Origin of the sequence: Stenotrophomonas tumulicola (assembly GCF_014117215.1) — a bacterium.
Taxonomy (GTDB): Bacteria; Pseudomonadota; Gammaproteobacteria; order Xanthomonadales; family Xanthomonadaceae; genus Stenotrophomonas; species Stenotrophomonas tumulicola.
Genome location: NZ_JACGXS010000001.1, coordinates 1,144,698 through 1,165,038 on the forward strand (window position 1 = coordinate 1,144,698; position 20,341 = coordinate 1,165,038).

Consider the following 20,341-nt stretch of genomic DNA (forward strand, 5'->3'; position numbering starts at 1 on the left):
GCGGATTGTGCCGGGGGCAACCTGAATGGGCAGCTAGGCGATAGCGGCCAGGCCTCCCGGGAGACCTGGCCGACGCATTACTTCGGCGGCGGTGGCGCCAGTACGGTTCGGTCACCGTTATGTTCGGGCGAGCTGACCACGCCTGCCGCCTCCATCGCTTCGATCAGCCGCGCGGCGCGGTTGTAACCGATCTTCAGCCGGCGCTGCACGCCGGAGATCGAGGCACGCCGGGTTTCAGTCACCACCCGCAGCGCTTCGTCGTACAGCGGATCGGACTCATCGCCGGACGAGGCGGTCTCCGGCAGGCCACCCGCGCCCACCACCACGCCGTCGCCCATGGTCTGCACTTCGTCCAGCACGCCTTCGATATAGTCCGCCGGGCCCATCGCCTTGAGGTGTTCCACCACGCGATGGACTTCTTCATCGGAGACGAAGGCACCGTGCACGCGGTCAGGCATGGCCGTGCCTGGCGGCAGGTACAGCATGTCGCCGTGGCCGAGCAGCGTTTCCGCGCCGGACTGGTCCAGGATGGTGCGCGAATCGATCTTGGAGCTGACCTGGAAGGCGATGCGGGTCGGGATGTTGGCCTTGATCAGGCCAGTGATGACGTCCACCGACGGGCGCTGGGTGGCCAGGATCAGGTGGATGCCGGCGGCACGGGCCTTCTGTGCCAGTCGTGCGATCAGCTCTTCGACCTTCTTGCCGACGATCATCATCATGTCGGCGAATTCGTCGATGAAGATCACCACGAACGGCAACGTCTCCAGCGGCCGCGGCGCTTCGCCCAGCTCCGGGTTCGGCTTGAACAGCGGGTCCATCATCGGCTGCCCGGCGTCTTCGGCGTCCTTCACCTTCTTGTTGAAGCCCGCCAGGTTACGCACGCCGACCGCGCTCATCAGCTTGTAGCGGCGCTCCATCTCGGCCACGCACCAGCGCAGGCCGTTGGCGGCCTCCTTCATGTCGGTGACCACCGGCGCCAGCAGATGCGGGATGCCCTGGTAGACACTCAGTTCGAGCATCTTCGGATCGATCATCAGCATCCGCAGGTCTTTCGGCGAGGCCTTGTACAGCAGGCTCAGCACCATCGCGTTGACCGCCACCGACTTGCCCGAGCCGGTGGTACCGGCGACCAGCAGGTGCGGCATGCGCGCCAGGTCGGCCACGGTCGGGCGGCCCGCGATGTCCTTGCCCAGCGCCAAGGTCAACGGACTGGCGGCCTTGTCGTATTCCTTGGACCGCAGCAGTTCGGACAGATAGATCATTTCGCGGGTGACGTTGGGGATCTCCAGGCCGATCACCGACTTGCCCGGGATCACGTCCACCACGCGCACCGACTTCACCGACAGGCCGCGGGCGATGTCCTTGTCCAGCGAGCTGATCTGGCTGACCTTGATGCCCGGTGCCGGCTCGATCTCGAAGCGGGTGATCACCGGCCCCGGATAGGCGCCGACCACCACCGCATCGATGCGGAAGTCCTTCAGCTTGAACTCGATCTGCCGCGACAGCGTTTCCAGCGTTTCCTCGTCATAGCCCTTGGGCTGCGGCTTGGGGTCATCCAGCAGCGCCAGCGGCGGCAGGTCCGAGCCATCGCCATTGACGCCCTGGAACATCGGGATCTGCGTGTCGCGCTTGGCGCGGTCACTCTTCTCGATCACCGGCTCCGGACGGGGCTCGATCTTCACCGGCTCGCGCTTGGCACGCACCTCGGCATCCACCTTGCGCACTTCCTGGCGTTCCTCGCGCATCACCCGGGTCTGCTTCCACTCGGTGGCCTGCTCCTTCTTCTTCTCCAGCAGCGGCGCCAGCGACATCACGCCCTTGCCGATCCTTTCCATTACCTGCAGCCAGGACAGCCCGGTGGCCAGGGTGATCGAGGCCAGCAGCAACACCAGCACGAACAGGTTGGCACCCAGCGCACCGAAGCCAACGCTGAGCGAACTGCCAACCAGCTTGCCGAGGATGCCGCCAGCCGCCGCCACGTCCGCACTGAACAGACGCAGATGCAGGAAACCGGTGCCGGCGATCAGGAAGCCGACCAGCCCGACCAGCCGCAATGCCGGGTCCAGGTCGTTTTCGCCTTTGGCTTCACGCTTGAGCCCGAACATCGCGATCCAGGCCAGTGCGCCCAGGATGACCGGCAGCAGGAAGGCCATGTAGCCGAACAGCTGCAGCAGCACATCGGCGATCCAGGCGCCGGCACGGCCGCCCATGTTGTGCACCGGCGCGACGATGCTGCCGGTATGCGACCAGCCCGGATCGGTCGCCGAATAGGTGAACAGGCTGGCCACCAGGTACAGCAAGGCCGGCGCAACGGCGATCACGCCCAGGTCGCGCCACAGGCGCTGGCGCCGGGAGTTGTCGGACGGGGTCGGATCGCCGCGGCGGGATTTGCCTTCGGCTGGTCTGCTGCGTTCGGGGACCTGCTTCGCCACCTTGGACACTACCTTTGGAATACGCTGTTAGTGGTTGATAATAAACGAACCGCGCCAGATTTCCGTCACCGCCTGCTGGATCGGCCATTGCCGCCCGCCACAGACCGCCTGGCAGCAGGTCCGCACGCCTGCCGGACCGCGGCGTTCTACTTCCCGCCTTGAATCACCCCGTCCCAGCCATCACTCTATGGTCTGCCACCAAGGTCGCGCAAACCAGCGCAGGGCCTTGCCCCGTCTACTTTCCCGCGAGTTTACATGAGCCCCAGCACGCCTTCCCGCCATCAGCGCCTCGTCATCCTGGGTTCCGGCCCCGCCGGCTGGACTGCTGCCGTCTACGCCGCCCGCGCCAACCTGAAGCCGGTGGTGATCACCGGCCTGCAACAGGGTGGCCAGCTGATGACCACCACCGAAGTGGACAACTGGCCCGGTGACGCCCACGGCCTGATGGGCCCGGACCTGATGTCGCGCATGCAGGCCCACGCCGAGCGCTTCGAGACCGAAGTGATCTTCGACCATATCCATACCGCCGACGTTTCCCAGCGCCCGTTCAGGCTGGTCGGCGACAGTGGCGAGTACACCTGTGATGCGCTGATCATCTCCACCGGCGCTACCGCCAAGTACCTGGGCATCCCGTCGGAAGATATCTTCAAGGGCCGCGGCGTGTCCGCCTGCGCCACCTGCGACGGCTTCTTCTACCGCGACCAGGACGTGGTGGTGGTCGGTGGCGGCAACACCGCCGTGGAAGAGGCGCTGTACCTGTCCAACATCGCCCGCAAGGTCTACCTGGTCCACCGCCGTGACACGCTCAAGGCGGAGAAGATCATGCAGGACAAGCTGTTCGCCAAGGTCGCCGCCGGCAAGATCGAGACGGTGTGGCACCACCAGGTCGACGAAGTGCTGGGCAACGACGCCGGCGTGACCGGGGTGCGGGTCAAGTCCACCCTGGACGGCAGCACCCGCGACATCGAAGCCCATGGCTTCTTCGTCGCTATCGGCCACCATCCCAATACCGAGCTGTTCAAGGGCCAGCTGGCGATGAACAACGACTACCTGGAGATCCGTTCCGGCCTGGGTGGCGGTGCGACGGAGACCTCGGTCAAGGGTGTGTTCGCCGCCGGCGACGTGGCCGACCAGCACTATCGCCAGGCGATCACCTCGGCCGGTTTCGGCTGCATGGCCGCACTGGATGCCGAGCGCTACCTGGACGCACAGGGCAAGATCGGCTGATAGCCGCGGGCCAGGCTGGCGCCGGATGCACTGGCGCCAGTCGCGTCGGGATGGGAGTCACCACATCCCGATCCGGGCCTGCCGGGCACGATGCCCTTCCTTGGCGCTGGCAGGACCTGTACAGGTAAGCCGATGCTGCGCGGCCGCGCTGGCAACGCCATCGTCATCGCGCAGGACCGTCTGCCACAGCGAGATGCGCGTGTGGTCGCCCCGGCCACATTCAATTTCGAAGGTCAGTGGAGAATCCAGCGGCTCCTTCTTTACTTCTTCCCCGCCATCGCAGGTAGAGTCCTGCGGACATTCGAGCGGCGTCACTTCCATCGTCACCGGGAACCGGGGATGGCCCTCGAAATGCACCTCCACTTCACCGACCGTATGTGGCGGCAGGGTCACGTCGGTGACCCGCTGGATGGCCAGTGGCTGGCAGGGCTTGCCTTCGCGCCAGAGCCGGTAGCCCTTCTCCACGCCTTTCATCGCCGCCGCCCGGAAGACAGGATCCTGCAGGGCCAACGCGTCATCGGGATTGGTATGGAAGGCGGCTTCGACAATCACTGATGGCATCTGGGCGAGGCGGTTCTCCCCCTTGTTGTCAGGATGTGCTTCAGCGCTGACGACAAAGTCATGGTACGCGTCGGCAGCGGTAACAAGTTCGCGCACATAACACAGAATGCTTGAAGCCAGAAGCCTGCTCTGCTCACGTCCCGTCTGGTAGATCACCCTGGTGCCGGTCGCGGAAGGCCCCGCAGCGTTCGTGTGCAGATGGATGGCCACGTCAGCATCATGGTGGTTTGCAAACAGCGGCCGACTACGGATGTCTTCCTTGTAGTGATGATCGTCCGATGTTCCGGAACCAAGCGAGTTCCATATCTCCGGGTTATCTGGATACTGCGCCTCAAGGTGGTATCGCCCTGCCACTTCCCACCAGGCCCTCCCGCTTGATTCATGGATATCCGTCGACGTTGTCCTGGGCCGAAAGACCGGCATCTGGCTTCGGCTTTCGAGCCAGCCTTTCAACTCCTCCGCATATAGAGGTGTTATCAAGTCCTCGAGTACTCCATTCCTTGGATCACGCTGGGTGACCCAGATGTCCTTTACCAGCCGACGATAGTAGCCATGTCCTGCGGACACCATCGCCGAACCCGCACCTGATCCAAACCTGGCGGCCTCTGCTTCGCGCCCGTGGGCATCCTCTTCCTGCAGCTTTGGGAAGTAGAAAAAGAGATCCCGTCCATCGAAACGATACTGGACGCGGGCCGCCGCCAGGAACGGAGCACTGGCGGCCATCAAGGCATGCCGGAATTCATCCAGTTGGTCCTCGAAAGGTGCCTCCGCCTCATGGGGCAGGAACTCCCGGGAGAAGTCGACGACGATATCCCGGGTAGCAAGGTTCATCGTCGCGTTGACGGCGCCAGATGTACTCTGCCCCTCAAGTCGTACTACACCCTGCATGACACGCCGTGCTTCGGCTGACAGCAACGCGTCAAGCTCCAGGTCCTGGGGTGATGCCCGCACATCCACGGGCGTCGTTGGTGGGCCGTTGCGTGCAACGCCTGGCGTCACGATTGCACCGAGCGCCAGCAAGCACCCCGAAATGCCGATATGACGGACAAAACTTTTCATCGTGCCCCCTCTGCCAGGCCGCCCTTCGGCCACCTTCAGTCTCCCCGCCCCCCATGCTGGCTGCCTACTTCAGAACCCTGATTCCCGCGTGGGTGGATCGGCCTGGCCGAGAGGGGCGCGACTTGCCGGGTAACCAGCGCGGGGAATGAAGCCTCGCACGCGTGCAGCAGGGCGAAAGTGCGTTGAGCTTCTCGGCCAGCACGTGCTGGATCTCCATCCCTTCTTCCGGCGGCACGTTGTGCCACACCGCCTTCGGCGCATTGGGCAACGGATGGCCCGATGATGTCCTCCAACGCTGCCTGGCAGGCGTCTACCGCCGCATCAGGCACGTCCACCAGTATGCTGTATGCATGTTCGAACCACGCATCCTGCCGTCGCTTGATGACCTGGGCGCCCAGGCCTGGGACGCCCTGCACGACGGCTGCAATCCCTTCGTCAGCCATGCTTTCCTTGCCGGACTGGAGACGCACGGCTGCCTGCGCGAGGAATGGGGCTGGCGCCCGCAGCACTTCACGCTGTGGGATGGCGGCAAACTGGTTGGTGCCATTCCAGGCTACCTGAAAGACAACTCGCATGGCGAGTTCGTGTTCGACCACGCCTGGGCGAATGCCTATGCACGCCACGGGCGCGATTACTACCCGAAGTGGCTGGGCGCGGTGCCCTACTCGCCGGTCACCGGGCCACGCCTGCTGGCGCGCGACGAACGCGTGCGCGACGCGCTGCTGCCTGCGCTGATCGAGGCACTGCCATCGCTTGGCGTATCCTCGGCGCACATCAACTTCCATGGTGCCGGGGATGACGCCGCGTTCGGCACCGGCTGGCTGCTGCGCGAGGACGTCCAGTTCCAATGGCACAATCCCGGCAACTGGGACACCTTCGACGCGTTCCTGGCAGCGATGAACCACAAGCACCGCAAGAACATCCGCCAGGAACGGGCCAAGGTTGCCCGCCAGGGAATCCGCTTCCGGGTGGTACATGGCGACCAGGCCAGCCGCGCCGACCTGCAGGCGATGTACCGCTTCTACCTGCAGACCTTCCTGGAATACGGCAATGCACCGGCACTGACCGAAGCCTACCTGCGCCACCTGGCGATCCGCCTTGGCCGTGGCCTGGTGCTGTTCCTGGCCGAACAGGACGGTGAGCCCATTGCCGGCGCGCTGTGCCTGCGCGGCGGCGACACCCTGTATGGCCGTTACTGGGGTGGGGCCGCCCTGCCCGGCCTGCATTTCGAGGCCTGCTATTACCAGGGCATCGAGTACTGCCTTCGCGAAGGCCTCGCCCGCTTCGAGCCGGGCGCCCAGGGCGAGCACAAGCTGGCCCGCGGGTTCCTGCCGCACAACGTACGCAGCCGGCACTGGATGGCTGACCATGATTTTGCCGACGCGTTGCGGGAGTGGTGCGGACACGAGCGGGACGAAGTCGCCGCCTACCGCGCGCACCTGCTGCTGCACACGCCGTTCCGCCAGGACGGCAGCCCCGCATGACCCGCCGGCTGCCCTGGCGCGTGGCCGATGCTGCCGACGCGCCGTTTCCACCGGCCGAGACCGCGCTGCGGCAGCCTGATGGCCTGCTTGCAGTGGGCGGTGACCTGCAGCCGGTGCGCCTGCTCAATGCCTACGCGGGTGGCATCTTTCCGTGGTTCAGCGAAGGCGAGCCGATCCTGTGGTGGTCACCGGACCCCCGCATGGTGTTCCGCACCGACGACGTGCACCTGTCCCGTCGTTTCCGCCGCCAGCTACGTGGGCTGGACTGGACCGTCACTGCCGATACCGCCTTCGAACGGGTGATGCACGCCTGCGCGCAAACCCCGCGGCCAGGCCAGGACGGCACATGGATCAGCCCGATGATGGTCGAAGCCTATACCGCGCTGCACGCGCTCGGGTTTGCCCACTCGGTGGAGGTCTGGGACCAGGACCAGCTGCTCGGCGGGATCTACGGCGTCGGAATTGGCCAGATGTTCTTCGGCGAAAGCATGTTCAGCGCACACAGTGGAGGGTCCAAGGTCGCGCTGGCCGCATTGGCCCACCTGCTCGGCCGCTGGGGCGTACCGTTGATGGACGCGCAGGTGGAGAACCCGCACCTGCTGCGCATGGGCGCCTTCCACCTGCCCCGGGCCGAATTCCTGCAGCAGGTCCGCCACGCGGTGACCCTGCCCGGCCCTGATGGAAACTGGGCTGCAACCGTCGGCCAGATGCCGGCCCGGCAACTGCTTGACGGTTAACACAATCTTTGCAAAAACCCGCGCTTGCGCGTAAAATGCTGCGCCTTAGGCCCCAGTGGCCGTTCTCTGAACCGCACAGGACTACATGTCGAAAGACGATTCCATCGAGTTCGAAGGCACCGTCAGCGAGACGCTGCCAAATACGACTTTCCGCGTCCGCCTCGAAAATGGTCACGAAATCATTGCCCATATTTCCGGCCGCATGCGCAAGAACTATATCCGCATCCTTACCGGTGACCGGGTCAAGGTTGAAATGACCCCGTACGACCTGACCAAGGGTCGTATCACCTACCGCATGAAGTAAGCGGTCCGACGCCCTGGCGTCGACGAGAAAGGCCAGCCCTCGAGCTGGCCTTTTGGCGTACCTGCGATCCACCCTGCCACCCAGCACGGTAGTGACGGGCCATGCCCGTCACCCGCGCGCAGCGCGCAACAGCAGCGGGTCATGGGACCCGCTGTGTCGTCAGTCCACCGTGGCCGGCAACAGCCTCTCCGGCTCGGCGAAGGTCTCCACGATCAGCTCGTTGTCGCGCACGTCGATGCTGACCCTGCCGCCGCCGACCAGCTTGCCGAACAACAGTTCGTCGGCCAGCGGACGCTTGACCTTGTCCTGGATGACCCGGGCCATCGGCCGCGCACCCATCAGCGGATCGAAGCCGTGCTGGGCCAGCCAGTCGCGCGCGGTCGGCGTGGCCGACAGGCTGACGTGCTTTTCCTGCAGCAGCATTTCCAGCTCGATCAGGAATTTGTCCACCACGCGCAGGATGTGCTCGAAGCCCAGCGCCTGGAACTGCACCACCGCGTCCAGCCGGTTGCGGAACTCCGGGGTGAAGCTGCGGCGGATGGTCTCCATCGCATCGGTGGCGTGGTCCTGCTTGGTGAAGCCGATCGACCGCCGCGCGGCCTGGGTTGCGCCGGCATTGGTGGTCATCACCAGCACCACGTTCTTGAAGTTCGCCTCGCGTCCATTGGTGTCGGTCAACACGCCGCGGTCCATGACCTGCAGCAGGATGTTGAAGATGTCCGGATGGGCCTTTTCGATCTCGTCCAGCAGCAGCACGCAGTGCGGCGTCTTGACGATCTTCTCGGTCAACAGGCCGCCCTGGTCGAAACCAACGTAACCCGGGGGCGCACCGATCAAGCGACTGATCGAATGCCCTTCCATGTACTCGGACATGTCGAAGCGGACCAGTTCGATGCCCAGCTGCAGCGCAAGCTGCTTGGTCACCTCGGTCTTGCCGACGCCGGTCGGCCCGGCGAACAGGAAGTTGCCGATCGGCTTTTCCGGATTGGCCAGTCCCGAACGGGCCAGCTTGATCGCCGAGGACAGCGTCTCGATGGCCGGGTCCTGCCCGAAGATCACCATCTTCAGGTTGCGCTCCAGGTGCTGCAGCACATCCTTGTCGGTAGCGCTGACCTGCTTGGCCGGGATGCGCGCCATCTTGGCCACGATCCCCTCGATTTCCTCGATGTCGATCAGCTCCTTGCGCTGGCCTTCCGGCAGCAGGCGCTGGCGGGCGCCAGCCTCGTCGATCACATCGATCGCCTTGTCCGGCAGCAGGCGGTCACCGATATGCTTCACCGACAGGTCCACCGCCGCCTGCAGCGCATCGTCGGCGTAGGTCACGCCATGGTGCGCCTCGTACTTCTGCTTGAGGCCCTGCAGGATCTCATAGGTCTCGCCCACGGTCGGCTCGACGATGTCGATCTTCTGGAAGCGCCGGGCCAGCGCGCGATCCTTTTCGAAGATGCCGCGATATTCCTGGAAGGTGGTCGACCCGATGCAGCGCAGCTCGCCCGACGCCAGCGCCGGCTTGATCAGGTTCGAGGCATCCATGGTGCCGCCGGACGCCGAACCGGCACCGATGATGGTGTGGATCTCATCGATGAACAGCACCGCATTGGGCACCTTCTTCAGCGCGGTCAGCACGCCCTTAAGGCGCTTCTCGAAATCGCCGCGGTACTTGGTGCCGGCGACCAGCGCACCCAGGTCCAGCGAATAGATCACCGCGTCGGACAGCACTTCCGGCACCGAGCCTTCCACGATGCGCCGGGCCAGGCCTTCGGCGATGGCGGTCTTGCCGACACCGGCCTCGCCCACGTACAGCGGGTTGTTCTTGCGCCGGCGGCACAACACCTGGATGGTGCGCTCGATCTCGTCGGCACGGCCGACCAGCGGGTCGATCCGGCCGTTGCGGGCCTGGTCGTTGAGGTTGCTGGCAAACTCGGCCAGGGCGTCACCCTTGCCCTCGCCCTCCCCGCCCTCGGTGCGGCCCTCGGGGTCCGCCGGGGACGGCTGCTCGCCATCTTCGCCCAGCTTGGCGATGCCGTGGGACAGGTAATTGACCACGTCCAGCCGGGTCACGTCCTGCTGGTTGAGGTAATAGACAGCGTGCGAGTCCTTCTCGCCGAAGATCGCCACCAGCACATTGGCACCGGTGACCTCCTTCTTGCCGGACGACTGCACGTGGTACACCGCGCGCTGCAGGACGCGCTGGAAGCCCAGGGTCGGCTGGGTGTCCCGGCCATCGTCTTCGGCCAGGCGCGAGACGGAGGCCTCTATGGCCTGCTCCAGTTCCTGGCGCAGGCGGTCTGCATCGGCCCCGCACGCCTTGAGGACGGCCTGGGCTGACGGATTGTCGAGCAGTGACAACAGCAGGTGTTCGACGGTCATGAATTCATGCCGCGCTTCCCGTGCCCGCTTGTAGCACTGGCCAATGGTGTGCTCGAGGTCTTTACTGAACATGCTCTACTCCGGCGGCAGTTGAAGACGATATGCGGCCTGACCACACGTTTTCCATCACCCTAGCGAAACTACACGTTCAGATGGCGTTAGTACGGAAGCATGCAGCTCGTCAGTACGGCTTGACGATAACCTACAACGGCCCATCCCGGAGCATCAGGCATCGCGGGAAAGACCTGCCCGAATGAGGGAGGGGCGGCCAGGACAGGCGTGATGGGAATGACCCGGGCACGGGGCAGCGGCAATGGCCGGGCCATCAGCGTCGCCGGCGGCCCGCCGGGACCGGAAATGGAACGCAGTGGTCCGGCGGCACCATCGAAAACACCCGGGGATTCAGGCCTTTTCCATCGTGCACAGCAGTGGGTGTTGGTTCATCCGCGCGTACTCGTTGACCTGGGCAACCTTGGTCTCGGCCACTTCGCGGGTAAACACGCCGCAGATGCCGCGGCCGCGGGTATGGACATGCAGCATCACCTGGGTCGCCCGGTCCAGGTCCAGGCTGAAGAACTGCTGCAGCACGTCGACCACGAAATCCATGGGGGTGTAGTCATCGTTCAACAGCATGACCTGGTAGAACGGCGGCGGTGCGACCTCCGGACGCGCGGGGTCGAGCAGCACACCCTGGCCGGAATGGGATTCGTGGGAAGTCTCGCGAGGCATCCCCATATTATAGAGGGTGGGCCGGCTGGATTGGACGGCACACGCTGGCCCCTTCACAATCTGCCCCATCTTCCCGCACTGCTTTCACAGGATTTTCATGAAAAGGACGCTGCTCGCTTCGCTGCTGCCGCCCATGGCTGGCATTGCGTCTGCTGCCGGACAGGATGACTGCTGAGGTGGCCGATGCCACGCAACGCTGGGCGCCGCGCGTGACCGTCGCCACGGTGGTGGTCGACGCCGGCCTCGTGCTGCTGGTCGAGGAACGCATTGGCGGAAAGCAGGTGCTGAACCAGCCAGCCGGGCATCTGGAGCCTGGCGAAAGCCTGGCCGCGGCGGCACTGCGCGAGACATTGGAAGAAACCGCCTGGGACGTCGAGCTGGACGCCTTCATCGGCTGCTACCAGTGGACCGCTGCCGACGGCACCGCGTTCCTGCGTTTCTGCTATGCAGCCCATCCACTGCGCCATCATGCCGGGCAGACACTGGACAGCGGGATCGAGCGCGCGATATGGATGGCGCCGGAGCAACTGCTGGCCCAGTCCGACCGCCTGCGCAGCCCCCTGGTCTGGCAGGTGGTGGCCGATTACCTGGGTGGCCAGCGCCACCCCCTGTCACTGGTGAAGGAGGTCGCATGAGTACGCCGCGGATCATGGTCGGTGTTTCCGGTGGCGTGGATTCATCGGTGGCGGCCTGGCGGCTGGTCCAGCAGGGCGAGCCGGTGGCCGGTCTGTTCATGCAGAACTGGGCCGACGACGGCAGCGGCGAATGCCGCGCCGAGGATGATCGCCGCGACGCGGTGGCGGTGTGCGGCCTGCTGGGCATCCCGTTCCACTTCCGTGATTTTTCCGATGAGTACTGGAAGCAGGTGTTCGAGCACTTCCTGGCCGAATACCGCGCAGGACGTACGCCGAACCCGGACGTGCTGTGCAACCGCGAAGTGAAGTTCAAGCACTTCCTGGACGCCGCCCGCGAACTGGGTGCCGAACGCATCGCCACCGGCCACTACGCCCGCATTGCGCAGCACGGTGGGCGCTGGGCGCTGCTGCGCGGCGCCGACGGCAGCAAGGACCAGAGCTATTTCCTGCACCAGCTGGGACAGGCACAGCTGGCCGCCACGCTGTTCCCGATCGGCGACCTGAACAAGAACGACCTGCGCCGCATGGCCCGCGACGCGCGGCTGCCCACCCACGCCAAGAAGGACTCCACCGGCATCTGCTTCATCGGTGAGCGCGACTTCCGCGAGTTCCTCGGCCAGTACCTGCCGGCGCGCAAGGGGCGCATCGTCGATCCCGATGGCGTGGACATCGCCGAGCATCCCGGCGTGTTCTATTACACCCTGGGCCAGCGCGAAGGCCTGAACATCGGCGGTGTCCGCGGCCGACCGGCCGCGCCCTGGTACGTGGTCGGCAAGGACGTGGCCAGCAATGTGCTGTACGTGGACCAGGACCGGGAGAGCCCGTGGCTGATGTCACGTGAACTGGCCACCGAGACCGCGCACTGGATTGCCGGGGCACCACCGGCCAGCCGCTTCGAATGCACCGCGCAGACCCGTTACCGGCAACCGGACGAGCCCTGCACGGTCAACGTGCGCGATGATGGCAGCGTGCACGTGCGCTTCGCCCATCCCCAGCGCGCCGTAACCCCGGGCCAGTCACTGGTGCTGTACGACGGCGACGTCTGCCTCGGCGGCGCGGTGATCGCCGCTACCGACGCACCGCTGGAACAGCGGTTGCGCGACACTCCTTCTCCCTTTGAGGTATCTGCTGCATGAGTTTTACCGTCGACGACCGCATCCTGGCACTTGCCGGCATCGCCCAGGCCCTGCAGCAGGTGCGCCGCATCGCCGATACCGGGCATTCGGATGCCGCTGCGGTGCGCACGGCCATGGACAGCGTATTCCGCATCGAAGCGGCGTCTCCGCAGGAAGTCTATGGTGACCTCGAGGCGCTCAAGCCCGGCCTGCGGCTGCTGCACAACTATTTCCGCAACCAGGGCCAGGACCCGATCCTGCCCAAGCTGGCCCTTGCGGTGCTGCAGCTGGAACGTCGCTTCATCCGCGAGCAGGACACCATCGCCAAGGTGACCGCCGGCATCGAGCGCGCCAGCCGCCAGGGCAGCGAGCTGGGCGACAGCGGCCATCCGGACGTGCTGGCCACGCTGGGCGGCGTGTATGCCGACACCATCAGCCACCTGAAGCCACGGGTCATGGTGCAGGGCAACCCCCACTACCTGGGGCAGGCCGGCGTGGTCGCCGAGATCCGCGCGCTGCTGCTGGCAGCCGTCCGCTCGGCGGTGCTGTGGCGCCAGCTGGGCGGAAGCTACTGGGATTTCCTGCTCAACCGCAAGGCGATGGTCGACGCAGTGGACCGCGCGCTGCGCTGAGCCATGCCCGGCGACGAAGGCCCCGCATGACGCCGAAGGCCTGCGTAACGCCGAGCCATGCTCGGCGACGATCTGTGTAGCGCCGAGCCATGCTCGGCGGAAGCGCCTCGGCGGATCGGACTGTCCGGCTAAAGAGAACGGGACCCCGGCCGATACAGCATCCATGGCTCTCCCGAGAACGTCCATGTACTCACGCATCATCATCCGTCTGGCCGCACCACTGGTACTGACCCTGCTGCTCCCTCTCGCGTTTGCCCTGGAGTGGCCCGCAGCCCTGCGCTGGGCGATCCTGTCCACGATGACGCTGAGCTGGCTCGGCTTTGCCTGGTGGACCACGCGCGCCCCGGCACAGCGTTCGCCCGAACAGGCCCGCATCCTGCGCGAGCAGGACCAGTTGCTGACCGAGCTGCGCAGTTTCGTCGGCAACGAAGTCGATGGCTCGCGCAGCGAAGTGGAACGTGCCCGTGACCTGATCCGGCAGGCCGTTTCCGGCCTGGGTGGCAGTTTCGATGCCATGAACCGCAAGTCGCGGCAGCAGAGCCAGGCACTGGCCCGGATCGTCGATCGCACCGGGGAAGATGGTGCCTCCGGCCTGGATGTCGCCCGCTTCGCCCAGCATGCCAGCCACCAGATGGAACAGCTGGTGGAGGCACTGGAACAGGTCAGCGGCCAGAGCACCACCACCGTGCAGCACATCGACCAGATGGCGCAGCACCTCGACGGCATTTTCGCGTTGCTGGAAGACGTCAAATCGATCGCCGACCAGACCAACCTGCTGGCCCTCAACGCCGCCATCGAAGCGGCGCGCGCCGGTGAAGCCGGCCGTGGATTCGCGGTGGTGGCCGACGAGGTCCGCAACCTGTCCGAGCGCTCCACCACGTTCAACGAACAGATCCGCAAGCTGGCGCACAGCTCCAAGGACGCCATTGCCAAGGTGCGTGAAACCGTCTCGCACATGGCATCGCGTGACCTGGACCGTTCCCGCGATGCGCGCATGGAGGCGGCTTCGATGGTCGACAACGTGGCGCAGATCAATGCGTCGCTGGGCGATGGCATGCGCGAGGTGTCCGAGTGCGCACGCGCCATCGACGGCAGCGTGGCCGAGGCCGTGCGCGCGCTGCAGTTCGAAGACATCGCCACCCAGGCGCTGGGCGGGGTGCACGTCCACCTGGACCGGCTGACCGCGATCAACCGCGAGGCATCGGCACTGCAGGAACTGCTGCACCGGCATGGCGGCGCGCTGGATGAGGAGATCGTCACCGCCCTGCAGCGCACCGGCAGCCGCCTGCGCGACATGCGCAACGAGTGGGAGCGTCCGCCGCACAAGCCGGTGACCCAGCAGAGCATGGGCGCCGGAACCGTCGAACTGTTCTGACCCGGCATGTCGTCCATGCCGGTACGCGATGACCAGGGCCCCGGCACCGCCGGGGCTTCCGCGTGCCTGTCCCGTTCCCCGGCGCGCACGCAGTTGCAGCGCCTGGAAGCGCTGGCGCATGGGGAAATGGTCGAATTGAGGCGCAGGGCGCAGGCACGGCCCTACCCCGATGCAGGCTGCACCGAGCAGGCCAGCATCGCCTGGGATCTCGGCCTGGATGCCAGCTGCGCCGGTAGAGCGGGTCCATGACCCGCTGCTCCTGCTTCCGGCATCATGCCAAGGGCAGCGGGGCATGGCCCCGCTCTACCACTCGAACAGGACCACCGCGCCGGTAGAGCGGGTCCATGACCCGCTGCTCCCGCTTCCGGCATCATGCCAAAGGCAGCGGGGCATGGCCCCGCTCTACCGCTCGCTGGTGATGTCACGGAACAGGACCACCACGCCGGTAGAGCGGGTCCATGACCCGCTGCTCCCGCTCCCGGCATCATGCCAAGGGCAGCGGGGCATGGCCCCGCTCTACCGCTCGCCGGTGATGTCACGGAACAGGACCACCACGCGCGCAGGCAGCCCGTCGCCGCCGTCCATTTCCACCAATGCCTGCACCGATGCCCGGATGCCGGATGGGCGGTAGAAACACAGGTCGAGCTGTTCCGGCAGGCCGCCGGCGGCACTTCGCTCCAGCGCCGCAGCGAACGCCGTGCGGGAATCATCGGCATACAGCGCCAATGCCTGGTCGAGGCTGACCGGCGCCTCGCGCAGGCCATGGATGCGACAGCACTCCTCGGTCCATTGCATCTCCCCGGTCGCCACCTCGATCTCGCAGCAACCGATCCGGCCCAACGCCGAAACACGGTTGAGCAGTCCGGTACGCCGACGAACCAGCGCATCGGCCTGGTGCTGCTGCACCTGCTGGTCGTGCACCTGCGCTTCCAACTGCTTCTGCCGCTCGATATCGACATGGGTGCCGAGCATGCGCAACGGCTGGCCATCGGCGGTGCGCGACACCACGCGGCCACGGCCGCGCACCCAGCGCGCCGCCTGGCCGGGCTGCTGCAGGCGGTACTCGGCGCTGTATGGGCCCGCTTCACCGCGCAGGTGCGCCTGCAGCGCGGCACGCACGCGCTCACGATCCCCGGGATGGACATGGTCCAGCAAGGCGCAGGCATCGTCCTGCCGTTTGCCGGCAGCGCCATCTTCGGCGCGCGGCCAACACACCATCCGGTCACCGGGTACGTCCCAGTCCCAGCGGCCGTGCCCGGCATCGTCCAGCGCCAGTTCCCAGTGACCGTCTCCTGCCACGCAGGCGGGATGGGGAATGCTCAGCGTGAAGGCCAGCAACTGGCCGTCGTCGTCATGGGCCGCACGCATCCAGCCGTCATGGCGGCCCTGCGGGCCGCCGGGCAGGCTGCAGCGGACGATCCCGCCGTCGGCGGCCAGCAGGCGGATGTCCTCAAGCTGCGCCCGGAAGGCCGCGGCGGCAGCGGGCAACCCCTGCTCCCGCGCCATCGGATTGGCGGCCAGCGGGGTGCCGTCACGGTCAAGGATCACCAGCGCGGAGGCGAGCGGGTGCTGCAACAGGCTGGCGATGATCCCTTGGTCCACGTGGCGTGCTCCGGTAGCGCTCCCGACAACGGGTAACGCGAACGTTAGCGGCCTGCCAACGGGATAATTGAGCCTGCGGGAACCATGCCCGCGGCCACCACAGGCTAAGATGGCCTTCGTTGCCGCAATACCTCCTGCAGATACGCTTCGGCCCCTCCCATGCCCCTGGATTCCATCGGCGATAGTTCCCCTCCCGTGCGGACCGCGCGGCTGGCCAGCGCCCTGCGTCGCGAGCGCCGGCGCGTGGTGCTGGGCTACCTGCTGCTGGCAGTAGCCTGGATCGCCAGCAGCGATGCGGCGGTCTTCGCCATGGTCGGCAACACACCGCAGGCAGCACTCTGGCAGAGCGGCAAGGGCATCTTCTTCGTCTTCGCCAGCGCGGCCGTGCTCTATCTCGTGCTGCGGCCGCTCGGCAGGCACCTGCTGCAGGCCAATGCACGGTTGGCTGCTTCCGAGGCGCGCCACCGCCAGGCGTTCACCGGCAACCCCGGCCCCATCCTGATCTACGACCTGCAGACCACCGAGATACGCGACGCCAACCCGGCCGCCTGCCAGTTGTTCGGCTGGTCGCGCGAAGAGCTGCTGCAGCAACCGATCAGCCTGTTGTGGCCAGCCGGGGCCGAAGCCCAGCTCGCCGCCAGGATCGAACAGCTGCGCCAGCATCCCGCGGAGTCCTGCGTGCTGCGCTCCGCGCTCCAGCTGCGCGACGGCAGCATGCGGCAGATGGAAGTGCGCAGCAACGCCATCGAGGTGGATGGGCGCCCTGCCCGGCTGCTGATCGTGATCGACCGCACCGCCGAGGACGAGGCGCTGCTGCGTCGGGACCAGGCCCTGCAGCGCGTTGACGAAGCCCACGAGCTGGCGCGTATCGGTGCATGGCAGCTCGACCCGGCCACCGGATTGGCGCACTTCTCGCCGCAGATCTACCAGTTGCTGGGGCGTCGCCCACCGCAGGTGCGCACCTGGCATCCCTTCGAGGACCTGCTGGTGCCTGCCGATCCGGCCACTGCCGGCATGGCCGCGCAGCTGCTGGCCGGGATGCGCTCCGGTGGACCGGTGCACGTGGACGTGCTGTTGCCGCTGCTGGGCATGGATGGCCGTCCCTTGATGGCCCACCTGCGCGCCGAACACGGCCTGGACGAAGGCGGCCAGCCACGGGTGGTGGGCACGCTGCAGGACGTCACCGAACGCGAACAGTCACGACGCCTGCTGCGCGAGCGCGAAGAGCAGTTCCGCGAACTGGTGCGCGTGCTGCCTGACGGGGTGATCATCCTGTCCGACGACCATGTGCTGTATGCCAACGCATTCGCGGTTCGCCTGTTCGGTTACCAGGGACACGCCTTGCTGGGCGAACCATTGCATGCGCTGGTCTGCCACGCCGGGCTGGAGGGCGTGCGTGCACAGCTGCGTGATCCGCCGCCCCCTGCCAGCACCGGACATGCCATCGTCACCGGCATGCAGCGCGCCGACGGCGAGCAGTTCCAGGCCGGCCTGGCGGTAGGTGAAGTGCGCTATGGCGGGCGCGACTGCCACCTGCTGATCGTCCACGACCTGAGTGGTGCCGAACGCACCCGTGCCGCGCTGGAGAACAGCAACCGCGAACTGCAGGCCATGGCAGGGCGCCTGTTTTCGCTGCAGGAGGATGAACGCCGGGCGATTTCGCGCGACCTGCACGATGACATCGGCCAGGCGATCACGGCGATCAAGCTGTCGGCATGGGCAGCGCTGGACGAAGCCGATCACGCCCGCCGCAACGAAGACCTGGAACAGATCGTCGGCCTGGCCGACAGCACGGTGGCCAAGCTGCGCGACCTCTCCACGCTGCTGCGCCCACCGCAACTGGACGCACTGGGCCTGGAGGCCGCGCTGCGCTGGCAGGCCGGCGTGTTGTTCCGTGCATCGCAGACCGAACTGCTGGCCGATATCCAGCCCCTGCCGCAGCGTCCGGACAACGACATCGAGCAGGCCTGCTTCCGCATCGCACAGGAGAGCCTGACCAATGCACTGCGCCATGCACATGCCAGCCAGGTATCGCTGCACCTGCGCGATATCGGCCAGGGGCGCCTGCACCTGCAGGTACGCGACGACGGCGAAGGTTTCGACCCCATGGGCCCGCGCGGGCTGGGCCTGATCGTGATGCGTGAGCGCGCGCAGAGCGTGGGTGGACAGCTGCATATCGAATCCGCCCCCGGCGAGGGTACCCTTGTCGACCTGCATCTTCCTTACCGCGCTGGCGCGTCGCCTGCCGAACCCGTGGAAACCTGATCGTCATGTGGAACAGCAACCAGCCGCCGGTGAGCATCGACGACGCGCCGGATCGCCTTGGCGCCGGCAACCCGGAGCTGCAGGCCATGGTGGCCGAAGCCGCATCGGGGGGCGTGCCGATGATGCTGATGCACGTGGACATCGATCATTTCTCCTCGGTCAACGAGAACATGAGCGCCGAAGTGGGCGACCACGCGCTGGTGCTGGTCGGGGAACGGCTGCAGTCCTGGCTGCGTGGGCGCGGCAAGCTGTGGCGGCATGGCAGCGACGAGTTCCTGATCGCCGTGGCACGCACCAGCGACGTGCCGCTGCCCGAGGACTTCGCCGAAGAGATCCGGCAGCAGCTGGAACTGCCGCTTTCGGTGCTGCCGTACACCCTGTTCATGACCGGCAAGCTGGGCGTCAGCCTGTGCCCGGAACACGCCAGCAATGCCTCGCGGCTGCTCGACCATGCGGAAGATGCGCTGTACCAGGCTGCGCGCGAAGGCGGCAACGCGGTCCGCATCCACACGGTGGATACCCCGCCCAGCGCGCACAGCGAGAGCATCATCGCCCGCCAGATCATCGATGCGATCCCCAACGGCGAGCTGAAACTGCGTTACCAGCCCTTGGTGAGTTCCCGCGACGGCCACGTGGTCGGCATGGAAGCCCTGCTGCGCTGGCAGTCCCCGACACTGGGCATGCTGGTGCCGGAGCGGTTCATGCGGACCGCCGAGCGCCTGGGCATCATCGTGCAGATCGGCACCTGGATGCTCGAAGGAGCGCTCAAGCAGGCCCGGTCGTGGCGCGACCAGGGTTTCGATGATTTCACCCTCGCCGTCAACGTTTCCACCCTGCAGCTGCTGCGGCCGAACTTCTTCGCCGAGGTCATGGGCCTGATGCAGGCCACTGGCGTGCCCGCCCACATGTTGACGCTTGAGATCAACGAAAGCGCGCTGACCAACAACGTCAACTTCGTCCATGAAACCCTGGTCAGCCTGCGCAATGAAGGCATCAGCCTGAGCCTGGACAACTTCGGCACCGGCGACTCCAGCCTCAGCGCGCTGGTGCGCTATCCGGTGGACAAGCTGAAGATCGACCGCAGCTTCATCAAGAGCGCACCGGCAGGCAACCGCGAGGCAGCCATCGCACGCGCGATCATCGCCATGGGCCACCAGCTGGGCATGACGGTGATCGCCAACGGGGTTGAATCCCAGGCGCAGCTGGGCTTCCTGCGGCGCAATGACTGCGATGTGTTCCAAGGCTATCTGTTCGGCGAGCCGATGTCCGCCGATGCGGCGGGGATGACGCTGCGTCGCCGTTACCTGCGGCCGGAGGCATTCGCCGAAACGCGCCCGGATCGCACGCTGCTGCTGCTCGATGACGAGGAGAACGTGCTGCGGTCGCTGGTGCGCCTGTTCCGCCGCGATGGTTACCGCATCCTGGCGGCCGGCAACGTGCGCGATGCCTTCGACCTGCTGGCGATCAACGACGTGCAGGTGATCCTTTCCGATCAGCGCATGAGCGACATGAGTGGCACCGAGTTCCTGGGCCGGGTGAAGATGCTGTACCCGGACACGATACGCCTGGTGCTTTCCGGCTATACCGACCTCAACACCGTCACCGATGCGATCAACCGCGGGGCGATCTACCGCTTCCTGACCAAGCCGTGGAACGACGACGAGCTGCGCAAGCACATCCACCAGGCATTCCGCACCTACGAGGAGCAGCGGCGCAGCAACAGCGGGCCGTTGCCGGTGGGGCCGGATGGCGATAGCGGTAGAGCGGGTCCCTGACCCGCTGCCGTTGGCATGATGCCGGAAGCAGGAGCAGCG

15 protein-coding genes and 1 pseudogene are annotated in these 20,341 nt (G+C 66.2%); 11 read left to right on the forward strand and 5 right to left on the reverse strand.

Translation table 11 applies throughout. From position 1 onward, the window contains the following. Window positions 1–77 precede the first annotated feature (77 nt). On the reverse strand, window positions 78–2,432 hold the full coding sequence (locus H4O11_RS05080; protein WP_182338252.1) for a DNA translocase FtsK 4TM domain-containing protein: 2,355 nt from the start codon (window positions 2,430–2,432) through the stop codon (window positions 78–80). A gap of 255 nt (window positions 2,433–2,687) precedes the next feature. Between H4O11_RS05080 and trxB the strand changes: the two genes are divergently transcribed. Next, window positions 2,688–3,659: a thioredoxin-disulfide reductase gene (gene trxB, locus H4O11_RS05085; RefSeq protein WP_182338253.1), complete on the forward strand. Its 972-nt coding sequence runs from the start codon at window positions 2,688–2,690 to the stop codon at window positions 3,657–3,659. 57 nt (window positions 3,660–3,716) lie between these two features. On the opposite strand, the gene H4O11_RS05090 is transcribed toward trxB, so the two are convergent. After that, on the reverse strand, window positions 3,717–5,279 hold the full coding sequence (locus tag H4O11_RS05090; RefSeq protein WP_182338254.1) for an N-acetylmuramoyl-L-alanine amidase family protein: 1,563 nt from the start codon (window positions 5,277–5,279) through the stop codon (window positions 3,717–3,719). Window positions 5,280–5,629: 350 nt separating this feature from the next. Between H4O11_RS05090 and H4O11_RS05095 the strand changes: the two genes are divergently transcribed. The 3 genes from H4O11_RS05095 to infA all read left to right on the forward strand — a co-directional run bounded on the left by H4O11_RS05095 (window position 5,630) and on the right by infA (window position 7,804). After that, the gene (locus H4O11_RS05095; RefSeq protein ID WP_182338255.1) at window positions 5,630–6,763 is read left to right on the forward strand and encodes a GNAT family N-acetyltransferase; all 1,134 of its coding nucleotides are present in this window, start codon (window positions 5,630–5,632) and stop codon (window positions 6,761–6,763) included. Continuing rightward, on the forward strand, window positions 6,760–7,500 hold the full coding sequence (gene aat / locus H4O11_RS05100) for a leucyl/phenylalanyl-tRNA--protein transferase (protein ID WP_182338256.1): 741 nt from the start codon (window positions 6,760–6,762) through the stop codon (window positions 7,498–7,500). Before H4O11_RS05095 ends, aat begins: the two co-directional genes overlap by 4 nt. 85 nt (window positions 7,501–7,585) lie before the next feature. Beyond that, entirely contained in the window at window positions 7,586–7,804 is a 219-nt protein-coding gene (infA, locus tag H4O11_RS05105) for a translation initiation factor IF-1 (RefSeq protein ID WP_005409596.1), read from the forward strand. A gap of 159 nt (window positions 7,805–7,963) precedes the next feature. Here infA and clpA read toward each other — a convergent pair whose 3' ends face one another. Both clpA and clpS read right to left on the reverse strand, forming a co-directional pair. Further along, window positions 7,964–10,246, reverse strand: a complete 2,283-nt coding sequence (gene clpA, locus H4O11_RS05110) for an ATP-dependent Clp protease ATP-binding subunit ClpA (protein WP_182338257.1) — start codon at window positions 10,244–10,246, stop codon at window positions 7,964–7,966. A 330-nt stretch (window positions 10,247–10,576) separates the two neighbouring features. Continuing rightward, window positions 10,577–10,903, reverse strand: coding sequence for an ATP-dependent Clp protease adapter ClpS (gene clpS / locus H4O11_RS05115; RefSeq protein ID WP_182338258.1), 327 nt, complete (start codon window positions 10,901–10,903; stop codon window positions 10,577–10,579). A 164-nt stretch (window positions 10,904–11,067) separates the two neighbouring features. On the opposite strand from clpS, the gene H4O11_RS05120 reads away from it, so the two are divergent. The 5 genes from H4O11_RS05120 (at window position 11,068) to H4O11_RS05140 (ending at window position 14,909) form a co-directional block, all read left to right on the forward strand. After that, window positions 11,068–11,538, forward strand: coding sequence for an NUDIX hydrolase (locus tag H4O11_RS05120; protein ID WP_182338259.1), 471 nt, complete (start codon window positions 11,068–11,070; stop codon window positions 11,536–11,538). Next, a complete protein-coding gene (gene mnmA, locus H4O11_RS05125) occupies window positions 11,535–12,674 on the forward strand; it encodes a tRNA 2-thiouridine(34) synthase MnmA (RefSeq protein WP_182338260.1) in 1,140 nt (379 codons plus the stop codon). Before H4O11_RS05120 ends, mnmA begins: the two co-directional genes overlap by 4 nt. Beyond that, on the forward strand, window positions 12,671–13,285 hold the full coding sequence (gene hflD / locus H4O11_RS05130) for a high frequency lysogenization protein HflD (protein ID WP_182338261.1): 615 nt from the start codon (window positions 12,671–12,673) through the stop codon (window positions 13,283–13,285). Before mnmA ends, hflD begins: the two co-directional genes overlap by 4 nt. Window positions 13,286–13,469: 184 nt before the next feature. Further along, the gene (locus H4O11_RS05135; protein ID WP_182338262.1) at window positions 13,470–14,660 is read left to right on the forward strand and encodes a methyl-accepting chemotaxis protein; all 1,191 of its coding nucleotides are present in this window, start codon (window positions 13,470–13,472) and stop codon (window positions 14,658–14,660) included. 6 nt (window positions 14,661–14,666) lie between these two features. Then, window positions 14,667–14,909 carry a hypothetical protein gene (locus tag H4O11_RS05140; RefSeq protein ID WP_182338263.1) on the forward strand — a complete coding sequence of 81 codons (243 nt, stop codon included), beginning with the start codon at window positions 14,667–14,669 and terminating at the stop codon, window positions 14,907–14,909. Window positions 14,910–15,179: 270 nt separating this feature from the next. Here H4O11_RS05140 and H4O11_RS19490 read toward each other — a convergent pair. Then, window positions 15,180–16,262: pseudogene (locus H4O11_RS19490) on the reverse strand (PAS domain-containing protein); the annotation flags it as partial. Window positions 16,263–16,421: 159 nt separating this feature from the next. Here H4O11_RS19490 and H4O11_RS05150 point away from each other — a divergent pair. After that, the gene (locus H4O11_RS05150) at window positions 16,422–18,527 is read left to right on the forward strand and encodes a sensor histidine kinase (RefSeq protein WP_182338265.1); all 2,106 of its coding nucleotides are present in this window, start codon (window positions 16,422–16,424) and stop codon (window positions 18,525–18,527) included. 5 nt (window positions 18,528–18,532) lie between these two features. Further along, window positions 18,533–20,302 carry an EAL domain-containing protein gene (locus H4O11_RS05155; protein ID WP_182338266.1) on the forward strand — a complete coding sequence of 590 codons (1,770 nt, stop codon included), beginning with the start codon at window positions 18,533–18,535 and terminating at the stop codon, window positions 20,300–20,302. Window positions 20,303–20,341 lie beyond the last annotated feature (39 nt).

Coding starts and splice junctions, on each gene's coding strand:
- H4O11_RS05095 (WP_182338255.1), top strand. CDS start 5,630: ATGTTCGAACCACGCATCCTGCCGTCGCTTGATGACCTGGGCGCCCAG.
- H4O11_RS05140 (WP_182338263.1), top strand. CDS start 14,667: ATGTCGTCCATGCCGGTACGCGATGACCAGGGCCCCGGCACCGCCGGG.
- hflD (WP_182338261.1), top strand. CDS start 12,671: ATGAGTTTTACCGTCGACGACCGCATCCTGGCACTTGCCGGCATCGCC.
- H4O11_RS05135 (WP_182338262.1), top strand. CDS start 13,470: ATGTACTCACGCATCATCATCCGTCTGGCCGCACCACTGGTACTGACC.
- H4O11_RS05150 (WP_182338265.1), top strand. CDS start 16,422: ATGCCCCTGGATTCCATCGGCGATAGTTCCCCTCCCGTGCGGACCGCG.
- H4O11_RS05155 (WP_182338266.1), top strand. CDS start 18,533: ATGTGGAACAGCAACCAGCCGCCGGTGAGCATCGACGACGCGCCGGAT.
- clpA (WP_182338257.1), bottom strand. CDS start 10,246: ATGTTCAGTAAAGACCTCGAGCACACCATTGGCCAGTGCTACAAGCGG.
- H4O11_RS05120 (WP_182338259.1), top strand. CDS start 11,068: ATGACTGCTGAGGTGGCCGATGCCACGCAACGCTGGGCGCCGCGCGTG.
- infA (WP_005409596.1), top strand. CDS start 7,586: ATGTCGAAAGACGATTCCATCGAGTTCGAAGGCACCGTCAGCGAGACG.
- clpS (WP_182338258.1), bottom strand. CDS start 10,903: ATGCCTCGCGAGACTTCCCACGAATCCCATTCCGGCCAGGGTGTGCTG.
- H4O11_RS05090 (WP_182338254.1), bottom strand. CDS start 5,279: ATGAAAAGTTTTGTCCGTCATATCGGCATTTCGGGGTGCTTGCTGGCG.
- aat (WP_182338256.1), top strand. CDS start 6,760: ATGACCCGCCGGCTGCCCTGGCGCGTGGCCGATGCTGCCGACGCGCCG.
- trxB (WP_182338253.1), top strand. CDS start 2,688: ATGAGCCCCAGCACGCCTTCCCGCCATCAGCGCCTCGTCATCCTGGGT.
- mnmA (WP_182338260.1), top strand. CDS start 11,535: ATGAGTACGCCGCGGATCATGGTCGGTGTTTCCGGTGGCGTGGATTCA.